The following is a 14,892-nucleotide window of genomic DNA, read 5'->3' on the forward strand; positions in this document are numbered from 1 at the left end:
TCAGGTTGGAGGCAAAGTTACGGGTTTTGTGGCAGATACCACTTTCGCCCACAACTTACAGGGCCTGGCTTCCCTGACCAGAGGTCTTGTGGCCACTCGTCTTTGTTTCATTTACTTCTTGTATGTCAAACACTTGCACACACACAACACTCAGAGCATGTTACGCAGATACCCAGGCTGCTCTAGTGTAGAGCAGGATTACCTGAGATACGCTTCGTTGGTCTTACTGGGCTGAATGGCCACCGCATCGGGACGTAGTATGTGGGCAGCAGTGCCCGGGCCTACCATCTGCAGCCAGCAGAAAGTCAACCGGCATAGGACATAATCCGGACTTTAGCTGAACAGCAGAGTCAACGCTGAGACTTGGTGAGGCAGTGGCAGCGCGTGAGTTGTTACCGCCTTAGCGGAGCATACACAGTCAGCGTGTCCTGGTAGTTCCGCCACGTGTACTGATTGGCGCTGTACGGACTCAGGAGCCTCCGAACTACCGTGTAGCCCTCTGGAAACGGTATGCCACTGCTGTTCATGCATTGTAGCATCTTCTCGCCCGGCTTTTCATTCACCAACACAAATGCTTTGGACAGATCCATTTTGGTTTTGGCCAAAGCATCACAGTTGCGCAGGTCCAGATGGCCGAATAACCACGGATTGCCGGGTGATATACCGCCTAGCATATACACCAGCCCCGGCATGTCATAAAGAGCAACAACAGGCATGCCGGGCTTGAACCCCGACTGTTGCATAGCCTGTTCGAGCTCACCCATAAAACTGGCCGTTTTAGGGTCCAGCTGCAGTACTGTTGTTGCCGGAGTTTTATCGAAACTGACGGGCACAGTTTGTTCCAGCATGTTGGCAGCCTGCAGATAAGGAGCCAACACCAGACCGTAAGTACACTGCTCCGCTATAACAATGGCAGGGACCATAAATACGATTATGCGAACCAGTGTTGCCTGTGAAACAGTGGCGGGCATGCTCACATACAGAATACAAAATAATGCCAGCCAATAGTTAAGGTCCAGCATCATGTTCATAAACAGATTATTGTAGGTACCAATGGCACCCACGAAAGGAAGTATAATCAGCCAGCTGGCGATGATTACCTTGCGCCATTTGATCTTTTTGAAGGGCTGTTCCAGATAGGCCGCACAGAAGATAGCCAAAACGACCAAAAGCAGCGCCAGAAACCAGACAGGCGATTGGTTGTGGTTGAGGTGCGTGATTTTGTAGAGGCCGGTTCGCAGGGTTTCGTAGCCGATGAAGGCAACTCCCACCAATATAGCGCCTAGTTGCAGCACGGGTGCTAGCCGAATTCTGCCGCGTAGGTAGGCTCGCGTCAGAAAGAAGCTTAACGCAATAAATAAAGAGAAAGGGTAGATCAGGGTGAGTATAATGGGGTACGCATCCTTCAGGTAGCGTACGAGCAGTCCTTCATTGTAGCTCGTCTGCAGCAATAAGCCGGTTTCATGCACGAAATTGGTGCGCCATACCGCAAAGGGCTGAATACCCGCGAAGAACAACAGCACGCCGGTTAAGAAACCCAGCACGACGATACCAACCGGCTTATACCAGTCTTTGACCTTCGCTAAGCCTATATATACCACCAGCACGAGTAGCCCGGTAGCCATGGCAACTACACTCGAACTACCTTTTACGAATAAATCGATACCCATGAAAGCACTGCCCGCATATAAGAAAGCGTGGCGCCATTTCAGTCCTGTAGCGCTCGGGTAAGCCGAGTAAACCAAAATACTGCTTACAAAAACGGCAATGCAAAACGAGTTTATATTATTATAAAAAATCGTCCGCGGAAAAATAGAATACTGTAAAAAGTTACCCGTAATGAATAAGCTGGCTACTAGCCAGAAAGGTAAAACAGCCGCTTGGTATTTTTCTTTAATCCATTGCCGTACACCACCGGCCAGCAGCAACGCCGAAGCAACAGTGGTGAACAGACTAGCAAGCCGGTAACCGATAATAGAGGTGTGCGCTGGGTTCAGCAGCTTACTAACAATAAGGTTGAAGCTCGTGAAGCTAGAGCTGTACTCTTCCGGATAGGAATAGCCCAAGACGTAAAATCCTTCGTCGGTAATGTCAAATCCTTTGTTGACCGTCCAGAGAAATAGCCCGATCAGGAAAGCGGCAATTGCGGCTAGACAAAGAGAGTAGCCGGAAAGCCGGGGAGCGGGACTATTGAGCATGCAAACGGCCTTGTGGAATGGCAATTAGAGAAGGAGAAATAGCAGAGTTGATATTATAACACCCGGCTAAGTAGATCTTGGTAGGTGTGCGTGGAAACGATTTTGCCCGCGCTCAGCTCGTAAATATGGTCACAATCGCGCAGGGTGGTGATACGGTGCGCAATGATCAGAATGGTCATGTCGGTGTGCGACAGCTGCGCAATGGCCTCATTTACCTCCTGCTCCGTTTCGTTATCCAAAGCGGAGGTGGCCTCATCCAGAATCAGGATTTCGGTGCGCTTGTACAACGCGCGGGCGATGCCAATGCGCTGGCGTTGCCCGCCTGATAACTTTGAGCCCCGCTCGCCGATGAGCGTATCCACGCCCTCGGGCAAGCCACTGACAAACGAGCGCAACGAAGCTTGCTCGACGGCATAGCTCAACCGGTCTTCGTCCACCTGTGCATCGCCGAGGGTAATATTGTCTTTGATAGATGCTTCCATCAGGAAGGTATCCTGCTTCACGTAGCCGATAATTCGGTGCCAAGCCTCCACGTGTTCCGGACCCAACACATTGCCGTCGACCAGAATATGGCCTTGCTGCTCCGTATAGAAGCGCAAAAGCAGATTCATAAGCGTTGTTTTGCCGGAGCCGGAACTACCGATAAAGCCGACCTTCTGCCCTTTCTCTACCGTGAGCGACACACCGCGCAAGGCTGGAGTTGGTGCTTCGGGAAAGCTGAAGACCAAATTATCCAGGGTAATTGCTTGACGAAAGGACAAATCGACCTGCTCCTGCGATTGGGACGCCTGGTATTTTGGCTCCCGGTATAGCTCCAGATTCTCAATTGTGTACTGACATTGCTTGAGTTGGACCATAGCCATTAACATCCGGTTCACGGAGGGCATCAGGCGGTAGGCGGCAGCAGCAAACAGACCTACCAGCGTAATCAGGTTGGTGGAAGAATTGGGGATGTAAATGGCGTACAGGAAAATCGTGAGCACACCCAGGATGGCAACCATCTCGATGACTTTCAGCGGCAACAATGTGTAGAGGTACACCTCAGCATCCAGCTTTTGAATTTCCTGCTGATTCGTAAGCAACCGGTCTTTGAACTGATGCTGCTTGTGGGCCAGCTTCAACTCGGCAAAACCAGTAAATAAGTCGCCTATGATGCTGAACGAGACGGGCCGTAACTCATTCACCCGGTTGCCGATAGCCTGGGACCTAGAGCGTAAAGCACTGTATGTCAGCAATGTTGCCGGAACCAACACCAAGGCCAATATCAAGAGCAGCAGCGGCTTATAAAGCAAAATACTAACGACGATAACCAATACCACCGCTACTTCCGAGAAGAAGATAAAGAGCGGCCGCAGCACCATATTCACATAGGTGCCGGGTACTTGCAGGGTACTATTGATCAGCTTGGCAGAGCCAAGGTCGTTGAAATACCAAAATGGAAAATTCAGATATTTCGTGAGCTGGTTTTGAATGATATTTAGGCCCACGTCGGCCGTAAACCTAGTTTGCAGATAGTTAACCCACGTTGAAAACAAGTTCTTGAACAGAAAGAACAAGAATACCGCGACAATGAGAAACAGTAGAAACCGTTGTTCCGACTGAAATCCTAAGCCGTTATAGAGCGCGGCGAAATACTTATTTTTCTGGGTTCCACCGGGTTCGGCTGCTACCATCATTACGGGCACCAGTGAAGCAAGCCCGATTACGTCGAGAAAGGACGTGAGCAACAGCAACACAAACATCCATCCGGCTTTGCGTTTTTGGGGGGCAGTAAGGTAATAGCGGATGCTATTAAGCGAGTAGCGGATAATTCCGGTGTTCATGGCTGCTGGGGTCACGCAGAACACAAAAGCTTGGACGATCTGCTCACATCGGAGCTTGCTCGGCACTGGCCTTGGTTAAGCGGGAGTAGTACGAATTTGAAAGGCATCATGTTTTGGACAACACAAGCCTGTAGCAGCAGAACAGTCGTCTGAGCGCTACTTTATTAATTGGCGTAGAGATTTTTCACTACGTACAGCGGGCGTTTGCGGGCCGCATCCAGGCCGCGCCACACGTATTCGCCAATAATGCCCAGCGCAATCATCTGGAAGGCCGAGACAAAAAGTACGACCAGCATCAACGTAGTCCAGCCTTCTACCTCAATGTCGCCGAATACTTTGACGCCTAGAATGTACAGGCCATACAAAAGCGCAATGACACCCATACTGACTCCTAGCACGGAAATAGCCCGAATTGGGAAGAAGGAAAAGGCCAGAATGGAATCGATAAAGAGCTTAATTTTCTTCTGAATCGTCCAGCGCGACTTCCCGATTTCACGCTTGCGGCGCACGTACGGAATATTCACATATGGATAGCCCAGCCATACCATCAAGTAGAAGATATTGCTATTCCGTTCCTTCAGATTCAGAATATGCTCGCCTACCTGCCGGTCAAAGAACACAAAGTCGAATCCCCCATCCGGAATATTGGGCAGGGCAATCTTCTTCATCAACGCGTGAAACGTTTTGGCGAATACCTGTTGTAGCCCCGTTTCCTCCCGGTCCTGGCGGTTGCCGATGACCAGCTTCAGGCCTTGCTGCCAGTAGCCGTACATCTGCACCATAAGCTCGGGTGGATCCTGCATATCGGCCGTAATGATGGCCATACAGTCGCCGGTTGCCTGCTCGATGCCGGCCACAATGGCATTGTAGGAGCCCACGTTGCCAGCCAGTTCCACAACCCGAACTTTCTCCGGATACGCGTCGCGGAAAGCCAGCAGCGCCGCCAAGGTTTTGTCACCCGAACCGTCGTCTACCAGCACATATTCAAAGGTCAGGTCAGCGGGGAACAGCGCCTCATTGGCAATCAGCTCCCGGCTGGTAACCGGAATATTGGCCTCGTTGAAGTAGCACGGAATGATGACAGATAATTTGGGCATTAGGCGGAAATGAGGGCAGAAACTACGACTTGAAGAAAGTATGCACCGCGTCGGCTACTACTTTTACCTCGACTTCCGTCATACCGGGCCACATCGGCAAGCTAAGGCAGGTGGTGGCCAGCTCCTCCGCAATAGGAAAGTCGCCGACTTTGAAGTTCATGGAGCGATACGCCTGTTGCAGGTGCGGCGGAATCGGGTAGTGAATCAGCGTACCGATTCCCTGCTCGGTCAGATACTTCTGCAACTCGTCGCGGCGGCTGGTGCGCACCACATACAGGTGATAAACGTGCGTAGCTCCAGCGGCTACTATCGGCAGATGCAAATCTGGAATGTCGGCCAATTGCTCGTTATACAAGGCGGCTACCTGCTGCCGCTGCCCGGTCCATTCCATTAGCATCGGCAGCTTGGCGCTCAGCACGGCCGCTTGGAGCTCATCCAGACGCGAGTTGTGCCCGATAACCTCATTGTAGTACTTCTGCTGGGAGCCGTAGTTGCGCAGCGTCCGTACTTTTTTAGCCAAGTCGGCGTTGCTGGTCGTCACGGCCCCGGCGTCACCGAGCGCACCCAGGTTTTTGCCCGGATAGAAGCTCGTAGCGTTTACATCACCAAAGCTGCCCGTGATTCCGCCTTGGTACGTGGCCCCCTGCGACTGGGCATTATCTTCTATCACGTACAGGTTGTGGCGCTTGGCAATAGCCATAATTGCCGCCATTTCGCAGGCCTGGCCATACAAGTGTACCGGCATAATGGCGCGGGTACGCGGCGTGATGGCTGCTTCCAACAGGGCCGGATCGAGGTTATAGGTGGCCGGATTAGGCTCGACGGGTATGGGCGTAGCGCCCACGAAGGAAATAGCCAGCCACGTAGCAATGTAGGTGTTGGAAGGCACGATTACTTCGTCGCCCTGCTGTATATCCAGCGCTTTGAGAGCCAGATGTAGCGCGTCGAGGCCATTGGCCACACCTACGCATTCTGTAGTAGTCGAAAAGCGGGCGTATTCGGCCTCAAATTGCTTAACGGCTTCTCCCAGGACATACCATTGGGAGTCAAATACCCGGCTCATAGCTTCCAGCACCGGAGTGCGAATAGCTTGATTTTGGGGAGTAAAGGACAGAAAAGGAACTTTCATAGGGCAAAGATAAAAGATACCGGACAAGCCGGCTGAGAAATGCAGAGTTTTGATCTGCTACTTATTGCTCGATGGCCAGCTCGGCGGGTACAGCTTCGGTTACGGCGCTTGCGGGCCTCGACCAGCGGCGCGGCAACCAACTCGCCAGCAATAGCGCAGCTGGTACCAGCATTACAATGTCAGCCTGAAGCAGGTAGCGCATCTCCAGCGAGCGGAATATGACGGCCATATACCCAAAAATAATTGCCGTGAAAAGCACAGCGGGCCACAGCCCTGGTAAGCGCCGATAGCGCCAAGCCCCAGCCAAGCCTAGTACCAGCAGTATAGAGCGCCAGGTAAACAAGACAGCAGACACACGCTGTGCTACTGTAAGTGGCTTGCCGGCAATGGCTTTGAATTGATTCTTAAAGATTATTTTCTGAAAGTTTTGCAGAGGCACTTCCAGCCGTGCACGCACCGGGTGGCGCTGTATGTAGCTGGCTCGCAGTCGGTGGAAGCCCGCACTGACCTGGCTGTTACAATTATTGTAGCGGAGCGCAGCGTGGCGCAGCGCCCCTCCATACAGTTGCGGGCCGCTGCCACCACTACCTGGTTTGAAAGAAGGCTTGTAGGGTTGAATATGCGTATGAAAGCTGGAGGCACAACTACGACTCAACACAACCAGTGAATCCAGAAGCTGCTTTTCGGCTGCTGTACTAATGACATACTCTGGGAAGGAAGGCTTGGGAGCAAGCAGAATAGTATCAAAGGCCATTGTCACGTCATTCGTCCAGGTGAGCATCCAGGCCAAGGCTGCTTGCGTGTCTTCACGCAGGTTCGCATAGCCGGCGGCCACTGGTTTGAGCGGAATGAAGCGCCCCAAGGTGATATAGTTACGTACGGGCCACCAAATATATAACGAAAGAAAGCCTGCTAATACGAATCCAGCCGGGCGTAGCCGCCCGAAACGTGCAGGCGTACGTCTGGAGATCACCAGCAAGTAGAACAACGTTACAGCCAAGCAAACTCCGAGAAATTCACGCACGTACACAATAATAGCCACCAGCATCCCCAACAACACCCAATTCAAGGTTGTTGGCCGACCTACTAGCAGCGTTGCCCACCAGAGTAGCACCAGAAACAGTCCGAGGGTTTCGGTACCGATAATCGGCACCCAAACAACGCTAAAGGGGTAAAAGGTCAGCACGAGCGCTGCCAGTAGCGGGGCCCAGGATGTGGGCGGCGCGAGTTTAGCTGTTATTACGAAGATCAACCAGATTCCTAGCGTATCGAGAACGACTTGCGTAACCGATACGGCCAGCAAAACCTGCTTGTAACCGAAGATCAAATAGTGCAGCCCATAAAAGAACGGATAGCCCGGTAGCCGTCCTACTGCGGCATCGGGTTCGGCAAAGTCAAAGGTATAGCGCCCATAGTTCAGCAGGTTGTGCAGGCTGAATATGTAGGAATAGGAGTCGCCATTGATATGAATATCAACCTGGCGGCCGGCATAGTAAAATTCAGCCCCGACCAGCAAAAAAAACAGGCGGAGTAGCAGTGCTACTGCCAACAGTGGCCAAACTTGGGGCCACGCGTAACGCAGGCTGGCACGCAAACCAATTCTTGTGCTACCACCACTCTCATTCACTGCCGTACTCTGAGCACCTAGGCTATTGATTGTCATACCAGTATGCGTATAAAGGCAATACACAGCCCATCCTTGAAGTTTTCTGCTGGCGTTGGCTGTCAATCAAGCTCCTCAACTGCAACTAGGTCGCCAGCAACGGTGTTGGTCACACCGGCACAAACCTTCTCCCCGATACCATCAGTGCTTGGCCATAACGCCTATAGTTCGTTTGGAGCAGGCACAACGGGCAGCATTCTGCCCGCTCGCAAAAAAGCACTAAACGAGCGTTCTTAACGTAACGTATGTTTCATGCAAATTATAGCGACCAAGCCAGCACATGGCTAGTGCTCCCAACTCTGAAACCAAGCTTCTCGCAGGTACGAAATACGGCCCGGTTGGTGGCCTGGGTAGTCATCAGCACGTAATCGGCACCTTGGTGCCGGGCTCGCTGCACGGTTTCGGAAACCAGCTTGAGATGCCAGCCCCGGTTGGCGGGCCCTACCGCTGTGAGCACGACCCGGGAAAAGCCGGTGTTCAGGCCAGCCGCGTGCGCCTGCAGGTCGCTGATGGCTAAAAAGGAATCGACTGACAGGCCGGGCTCGTCGGGCACCAGTACCGCATCGCAGTAGCCCTCTACAGCTGCTGAGGCATAGCGCGCCAGAAACTGGTCGCCTTTACCACCAGCAAACCATTGGTCGGCATGAAACCGGTCGTACTCGTTGCGGGCAGCAGCCGAAATGCTTCCGATGGCTGCTGCCTCTTCTGTCTGAGCCAGCCGCACCAGGTAGCGAGGCTGTTCGAACGTGGCCACGGCATCATGAAAATACGTGAGCCGGGTTTCTACCAGCCGCCAGCCCGCATCACCCAGCGCCTGGGCTACGCGGGTGTCTTCGGCGGGCAACTCCGCAAAGCAGTAGGCCGCTCCCTCCTGCCTCAACTGGCGGCGGAAGGCCTCGCCTGCCGCCGCCAGAAGTGAAGCCGGTGTGGTGTCAGCAAACAAAGCGGTGAACACCTTATACACCGGGGCCTGGAAGAAATCCGTGTCCCAGGGCAAAAAGGCATACAGAAACTGAACGGTAGCACCCTGCTGCGCAAACTCAAATACGCGGTGCGTGGCGTCAGCGGCATACTGCTCGGCCTGACCAGTACCGAACAGCTGCTGCTGCGTTTGCACGTCGAGCTTGCGCAGGAAGTTGTAAGGCGAATAAAAAAAGAGTTTATCCGCTCGCACCGCTACCAGCTCCGGGTTTACTTGGTGCCCCATACTTGGCGAAAATTCTCGTATTGCCGGATGTAATCCTGCTCGTTGTAGCGCGTGGAGGCAAACACCAATTGCACGGCCGTATGCGAATATTGCATAGTATGCCAGGCGTTTGGGGGCACATACACGCCCACGTGCGGCGACTCCAGCACGAAGGTGTGCACCTCGCCATCGGGCATTTCGGTGGTCACGATGATGCGGCCGGCCACGGCAATCAGCACCTGCTCGGTGGCATGATGGGCATGGCGGCCCCGCACGATACTCTCCGGCGTAAAGTAGGTCCAGAAGGTTCGCTCGATGGCGAAAGGAATCAAACCCTGAGCTTCCCCGACGGAAATGTAGCCGATGTCGGAGGCACCCAGCTTGGGAAATTCGATTAAGTGCGGCTTTTGCATATCCGTCGAGGCTGGCTTAAAACGAGCGGGGCGTGTTGTCTACTTGGCCTGAAGGAGTGGTCTGCACGTGCTGCTTGAAATATTCCAGCGTGCGGCGCAGGCCTTCGGCACGGTCTACCTTCGGCTCCCAGCCCAAAATCTCGCGGGCCTTGGAAATATCGGGCTTGCGCTTCATGGGGTCGTTTTGCGGCAGCTCCTGGTAGGTGGGCTTGAACTCCACGTTCATGAGCTTGGCAATTTCTTCGCCGAACTCCTTAATCGTGATTTCATCGGGGTTGCCTACGTTCACGGGCAGGGCATAGTCGCTCAGCAAGAGGCGGTAGATGCCTTCCACTAGGTCGTCGACGTAGCAAAACGAGCGGGTTTGGGAACCGTCGCCGAAGACCGTCAGATTTTCACCGCGCAACGCCTGGCTCAGGAAAGCCGGCAATACGCGGCCGTCGTTGAGGCGCATGCGGGGACCGTAGGTATTGAAGATTCGTACGATGCGCGTCTCCAGACCGTGGTGGTTGTGATAGGCCATCGTAATGGCCTCCTGGAAACGCTTAGCCTCGTCGTAGCAGCCGCGCGGACCCACAGGGTTTACGTTGCCGAAATACTCTTCTACCTGCGGATGAACCTCCGGGTCGCCGTATACTTCCGAAGTACTGGCAATCAGCATGCGGGCTCCCTTCACGCGGGCCAGGCCCAACAGGTTATGCGTGCCCAGTGAGCCAACTTTCAGCGTCTGAATCGGAATTTTCAGGTAGTCGATCGGCGAAGCCGGCGAGGCGAAGTGCAGGATGTAGTCGAGCTTGCCGGGCACGAAAACGAATTTCGATACGTCGGCGTGGTGAAACTCGAAATCCTCACGACCAAACAGGTGCTCGATATTGGCCAAGTCACCCGTAATCAGGTTATCCATGGCAATAACATGGTACCCTTCGGCCAGGAACCGGTCGCAGAGGTGGGAGCCCAGAAAGCCGGCACCTCCGGTAATCAGAATACGTTTTTTGTCAGACATAATGCAGGGTTTTGTGCTTGATAGTGCAGGCTTGGCGCCCTAGCAGACAGAGCCGGAAACGGTTTTTCGGACGCTGTCTGCTAGTTTTTATACGCTAGGCAACTGGCTCTTTGTGGTCGGTCCGGATACCAATGCAATGGTAGGTGAAGCCCGCTTCGTGCAGCTCCTTGGCATCGTAGATGTTACGGCCATCGAAGATGGTTTTCTGCTTCATGAGCCGCGCCACCACCTCGAAGTTAGGCGAGCGGAAATCAGGCCACTCGGTCACAATCAGCAAGGCATCGGCGTCGATCAAAGCATCAAATTCGTCCTTGGCGTAGGTAATACGCTCACCCAACGAGTGCTTTGCCTCGGCAATAGCCACCGGGTCGTAGGCCGAAACGGTGCAGCCGGCTTCCAGCAGCTTCTCGATGATAACCAAGGAAGGCGCTTCGCGCATGTCGTCGGTTTTTGGCTTGAACGAGAGGCCCCACACGGCCATTTTCTTGCCCTTCAGGTCGCCGCCAAAGTGCTTGTTCACCTTGTCGAACAGAACTTCTTTCTGGGCCTCATTCACGCTTTCTACGGCCTTGAGCACCTGCATCTCGTAGCCGTTCTCGGCGGCCGTCTTGATGAGGGCTTTCACGTCCTTAGGAAAGCAGGAGCCGCCGTAGCCGATGCCGGGATAGATGAACTTGGTGCCGATGCGGGCGTCGGAGCCGATACCTTTGCGTACCATGTTCACATCGGCACCCATGATTTCGCACAGGTTGGCAATGTCATTCATGAACGAGATTTTGGTCGCCAGCATCGAGTTGGCGGCGTATTTCGTCATTTCGGCCGATGGAATATCCATAAAGATAATCGGGTGGCCATTGAGCAGGAAGGGCTTGTAGAGCTTGCTCATTACCTCCTCGGCGCGCGTCGAAGCGACACCCACCACGATACGGTCGGGCTTGAGAAAGTCGTCGATAGCCGCGCCTTCTTTCAGGAATTCCGGATTGGAAGCCACATCGAACTCGATGGTTTCGCCGCGCTTAGCCAAAGCCTTCTCAATTTCGGCGCGCACTTTGGCAGCCGTACCAACTGGCACCGTGCTCTTGGTCACGATGACGCCGTAGTTATTCATGTGCTCACCGATGCCGCGGGCCACGGCCAGCACGTATTTCAGGTCGGCCGAGCCGTCTTCGCCGGGCGGGGTACCTACCGCAATAAAGGCCACATCAGCATCCTTGATGCCATCGGCTAAGCTGGTAGAAAAGTGTAGGCGGCCTTTTTCGACGTTGCGGCTTACCATTTCTTCCAGACCCGGCTCATAAATCGGCAGGATGCCCTTGTGCAGGTTGTCGATTTTTTTCTGGTCGATGTCGATACAAGTGACATCAATTCCGACCTCGGCGAAGCACGTGCCGGTCACCAGCCCTACATAGCCAGTACCTACTACTGCGATTTTCATATGGTTCGAGTTTTTGAAACGGGTATTTCAGTTGAAGTTCAAAGCGACTCGCCGGGAGCGGCAGGCCGTTAAAAGTAAGAAGTCAGGACTACGTGGCTACTAGGTGTACTGAAAATCCCGGCGCGGGTTCTGGGCATGACCAGAGGGCATATATCGTTCGGTAGAAATATAGCGCCGGGCATCGTCTTCATTCAGATCCGGGCCAGTAATCCATACTTGATGATGCAATAGATGGCGCGGAATCCGTCGCGCCAGTCAATTTTTTTGCCTTCAGCGTACGTCCGGCCGTAGTAGCTGATGCCGACTTCATAGATGCGTACGTTTGGCACCCGTGCTACCTTGGCCGTTACCTCGGGCTCGAAGCCAAAGCGTTTTTCCTCCAGCAGCAGCCCTTGCAGGATGTCGCGCCGGAACAGCTTGTAGCCCGTTTCCATATCGGTCAGGTTCAGATCAGAAAACGCGTTGGACAGGAAAGTCAGCATCTTATTGCCGATGCTGTGCCAGAAGAACAGAATGCGGTGTGGGTTGCTGCCAATGAAGCGTGAGCCATATACCACATCGGCGAAGCCCCGCAGCACGGGACTTAGCAACAGGTTGTATTCCTGGGGGTCATACTCCAGATCGGCATCCTGAATGATGATGTAGTCGCCGGTGGCGTGCTGAATGCCGGTGTGCAGCGCGGCTCCTTTCCCTTGGTTCACGGCGTGCTTCAGGTAGCGAATTGGCATGTCCGGATTGGCCGCCATGTAGCGCTCAATGGACTCTTCCGTGTTGTCGCGTGAGCAGTCATTCACAATGATGACCTCTTTACTCATATTGCCCGTGAGCTTTACGGCCTTAAGCTGATCCAGAATCAGGTGAATAGTTGTCCCTTCGTTGTACGCCGGAATAATGACAGAGAGCGTACGCGGTGGAAACTGGATACTCAAAGGAGAAGGCGTAAGAGATGATCGAAATAAGAGAAGGTAGGTGCCGTGAAACCAGCAGCAAATTGAGCAAAGCGGCTTTTACTGCATGTGCCGTTTCCACCAGTGCTGAAACACGATAAGCGCCCAGATGCGGGCGTGCACGTCGCCAGGGTTGCGGGAGAAAAGCTGCGCCTTGAGCGCCCGAATACCATCAACGCTGAAAATTCCCTGGGCTTCGATAAACCCGTCGGATAATAAGTCGTCTTCAATTAAGGGCCGCAGCTCGTTGCGAAACCACTTGAGCAGCGGTACCTCGAAACCGTGTTTCGGCCGCTTATACAGCTCCTCGGGCAGCATGGGCCGAAACGCATCCTGCACGATTCGCTTCTTCATCTTCGCGTCGATTTTGCTGGCGACGGGCAACGAGAAAGCGAAGTTCACAACGTTGGGGTCGAGGAAGGGCGGGCGCACCTCCAGCGAGTTGGCCATGCTCATCAGGTCCACCTTCGCGAGCATGTCGTAGGGCAGCACCAGGTTCATATCCGTAAGCAGCACCTCGTTCAGGTCGCCATCGGTGTGCAGGTGCTCCAGAATGTCGCGGCGGCGCTTTTCGGCCAGTTTCTTGCCCACTTTCCGGCGCGAGTCAGCGCTGAGCAGGCTGCGGGCATCCTTCTCATTGACGAACGTGGCCCAATCCCAGTACCGGTCTTTGGCCCCGCTAAGCATGCCGCGCGAGAAGCGTTGAAACTGCCGGATGCGGTTACCGAAGAAGGAGTTACGCGACTTAGGCAGCACGTCCCACAGCAGGTTCAGGCCCGTCACGGCTTCGGCCTTAAAGCCACCCTGGCGCACCTGAAACTCACCCATGTGCTTGTTGTAGCCCGCAAACATTTCGTCGGCCCCATCGCCTGAAAGTGCTACCGTGGCCTTTTGCCGGGTGCGCTTGCTCAGTATGTAGACGGCCAGCGCCGACGAGTCGGCAAAGGGCTCGTCGATGTAGTCGAGTACGTCGAAGATATGGTCGTACAGGTCCTGGTTGGTGAGGGAGAAAACTGTGTGGTTGGTTTTGTAGCGCTCCGCTACCAGCTTGGCGTATTTGGTTTCGTCGAAGAAGGGCTCGTCGCGGTAGCCGATGCTGAACGTGTTCAGGTGCTGGGTGTGGCGCGAGGCCAAGGCCACGACCACCGACGAGTCGATACCGCCGCTCAGGAAAGCGCCCACGGGTACGTCGGCCACCAGCCGGCGGGCCGTGGCGTCGTCGAGCAGGGTGATGAGTTTTTGCTGCTGCTGCTCGTAGCTGAGCTTATTGCGGGCGGCTTTTTTCGGGTCGTAGGGAATCTTGTACCACTGCTTGCCGACTACTTTATTGCCCTTAATGAAAAGGTAATGGCCGGGCAGCAATTTCTTAACGCCTTTGAAAATAGACGCCGGCCCCGGGATGTAGTTAAGCTGCAGATAATGACTCAGGGCCACGTAGTCGAGCTTGCGTGGGATACCCAGCGCCAGCAGCGACTTCATCTCAGAGGCAAAAAAGAGCTTGTCTTCGTCGCGGTATATCAGCAGGGGCTTCTCCCCCATCCGGTCGCGGGCGATGAACAGGGAATCTTCCTCCTTATCGTAGATGGCCAAGCCAAAGAAACCGTTGAGCTTCTTCAGAAAACCACGGCCCTCGGAGATATAGAGGTTCAGAATCACCTCCGTATCGGTTTGGGAATGAAACCGATGCCCTTTCTTGAGCAGCTTCTGGCGCAGCTCCCGGAAGTTAAAAATCTCTCCGTTGAAGACAATGGTGTAGCGGCCCGACTCGTCGGTCATGGGCTGATTGCCATCGGCCGACAGATCGAGAATGGCCAGGCGACGAAAACCCAGGCCGCAACGGTCGTACACGAAATGCCCCTGGGAGTCGGGCCCACGGCTGACAATAGCATCGGTTGAGGCATGTAGCGCCGACAAGGAAAGGCGTCCAGCGTCGGTAAAGGCGAATACTCCGGTGATTCCACACATAATTAGCGGGCAAAAGTACGAACTCTGAGGACT

General features: G+C 54.1%; 11 protein-coding genes. All 11 read right to left on the reverse strand.

Features of this window, described 5'->3' with window-relative positions:
* Positions 1–392 precede the first annotated feature (392 nt).
* Complete coding sequence (locus E5J99_RS12205; protein ID WP_135498090.1) at positions 393–2,198, reverse strand: hypothetical protein; 1,806 nt, start codon at positions 2,196–2,198, stop codon at positions 393–395.
* 53 nt (positions 2,199–2,251) lie between these two features.
* Positions 2,252–4,021: an ABC transporter ATP-binding protein gene (locus E5J99_RS12210; protein WP_135498091.1), complete on the reverse strand. Its 1,770-nt coding sequence runs from the start codon at positions 4,019–4,021 to the stop codon at positions 2,252–2,254.
* Between the two features lie 164 nt (positions 4,022–4,185).
* Entirely contained in the window at positions 4,186–5,118 is a 933-nt protein-coding gene (locus tag E5J99_RS12215) for a glycosyltransferase family 2 protein (protein ID WP_135498092.1), read from the reverse strand.
* A 22-nt stretch (positions 5,119–5,140) separates the two neighbouring features.
* On the reverse strand, positions 5,141–6,247 hold the full coding sequence (locus E5J99_RS12220; protein ID WP_135498093.1) for a DegT/DnrJ/EryC1/StrS family aminotransferase: 1,107 nt from the start codon (positions 6,245–6,247) through the stop codon (positions 5,141–5,143).
* A 61-nt stretch (positions 6,248–6,308) separates the two neighbouring features.
* On the reverse strand, positions 6,309–7,910 hold the full coding sequence (locus E5J99_RS12225; RefSeq protein WP_135498094.1) for a glycosyltransferase family protein: 1,602 nt from the start codon (positions 7,908–7,910) through the stop codon (positions 6,309–6,311).
* Positions 7,911–8,169: 259 nt separating this feature from the next.
* On the reverse strand, positions 8,170–9,117 hold the full coding sequence (locus E5J99_RS12230) for a GNAT family protein (RefSeq protein ID WP_135498095.1): 948 nt from the start codon (positions 9,115–9,117) through the stop codon (positions 8,170–8,172).
* A complete protein-coding gene (locus E5J99_RS12235) occupies positions 9,102–9,509 on the reverse strand; it encodes a sugar 3,4-ketoisomerase (RefSeq protein WP_135498096.1) in 408 nt (135 codons plus the stop codon). The genes E5J99_RS12230 and E5J99_RS12235 overlap by 16 nt, the downstream gene beginning before the upstream one ends.
* Before the next feature lie 16 nt (positions 9,510–9,525).
* Positions 9,526–10,512 (reverse strand): UDP-glucuronic acid decarboxylase family protein, encoded by a 987-nt coding sequence (locus tag E5J99_RS12240; protein WP_135498097.1) that lies wholly within the window; start codon positions 10,510–10,512, stop codon positions 9,526–9,528.
* 94 nt (positions 10,513–10,606) lie between these two features.
* Positions 10,607–11,947 (reverse strand): UDP-glucose dehydrogenase family protein, encoded by a 1,341-nt coding sequence (locus tag E5J99_RS12245; RefSeq protein WP_135498098.1) that lies wholly within the window; start codon positions 11,945–11,947, stop codon positions 10,607–10,609.
* Positions 11,948–12,138: 191 nt separating this feature from the next.
* Positions 12,139–12,876: a glycosyltransferase family 2 protein gene (locus tag E5J99_RS12250; RefSeq protein WP_210114442.1), complete on the reverse strand. Its 738-nt coding sequence runs from the start codon at positions 12,874–12,876 to the stop codon at positions 12,139–12,141.
* Between the two features lie 78 nt (positions 12,877–12,954).
* On the reverse strand, positions 12,955–14,859 hold the full coding sequence (gene asnB / locus E5J99_RS12255; protein ID WP_135498099.1) for an asparagine synthase (glutamine-hydrolyzing): 1,905 nt from the start codon (positions 14,857–14,859) through the stop codon (positions 12,955–12,957).
* Between the last annotated feature and the right edge of the window lie 33 nt (positions 14,860–14,892).

It is taken from the genome of Hymenobacter elongatus, assembly GCF_004745955.1.
Classification (GTDB): domain Bacteria; phylum Bacteroidota; class Bacteroidia; order Cytophagales; family Hymenobacteraceae; genus Hymenobacter; species Hymenobacter elongatus.

Coding starts and splice junctions, on each gene's coding strand:
- E5J99_RS12205 (WP_135498090.1), bottom strand. CDS start 2,198: ATGCTCAATAGTCCCGCTCCCCGGCTTTCCGGCTACTCTCTTTGTCTA.
- E5J99_RS12240 (WP_135498097.1), bottom strand. CDS start 10,512: ATGTCTGACAAAAAACGTATTCTGATTACCGGAGGTGCCGGCTTTCTG.
- E5J99_RS12215 (WP_135498092.1), bottom strand. CDS start 5,118: ATGCCCAAATTATCTGTCATCATTCCGTGCTACTTCAACGAGGCCAAT.
- E5J99_RS12220 (WP_135498093.1), bottom strand. CDS start 6,247: ATGAAAGTTCCTTTTCTGTCCTTTACTCCCCAAAATCAAGCTATTCGC.
- E5J99_RS12225 (WP_135498094.1), bottom strand. CDS start 7,910: ATGACAATCAATAGCCTAGGTGCTCAGAGTACGGCAGTGAATGAGAGT.
- E5J99_RS12245 (WP_135498098.1), bottom strand. CDS start 11,947: ATGAAAATCGCAGTAGTAGGTACTGGCTATGTAGGGCTGGTGACCGGC.
- E5J99_RS12210 (WP_135498091.1), bottom strand. CDS start 4,021: ATGAACACCGGAATTATCCGCTACTCGCTTAATAGCATCCGCTATTAC.
- E5J99_RS12230 (WP_135498095.1), bottom strand. CDS start 9,117: ATGGGGCACCAAGTAAACCCGGAGCTGGTAGCGGTGCGAGCGGATAAA.
- E5J99_RS12235 (WP_135498096.1), bottom strand. CDS start 9,509: ATGCAAAAGCCGCACTTAATCGAATTTCCCAAGCTGGGTGCCTCCGAC.
- asnB (WP_135498099.1), bottom strand. CDS start 14,859: ATGTGTGGAATCACCGGAGTATTCGCCTTTACCGACGCTGGACGCCTT.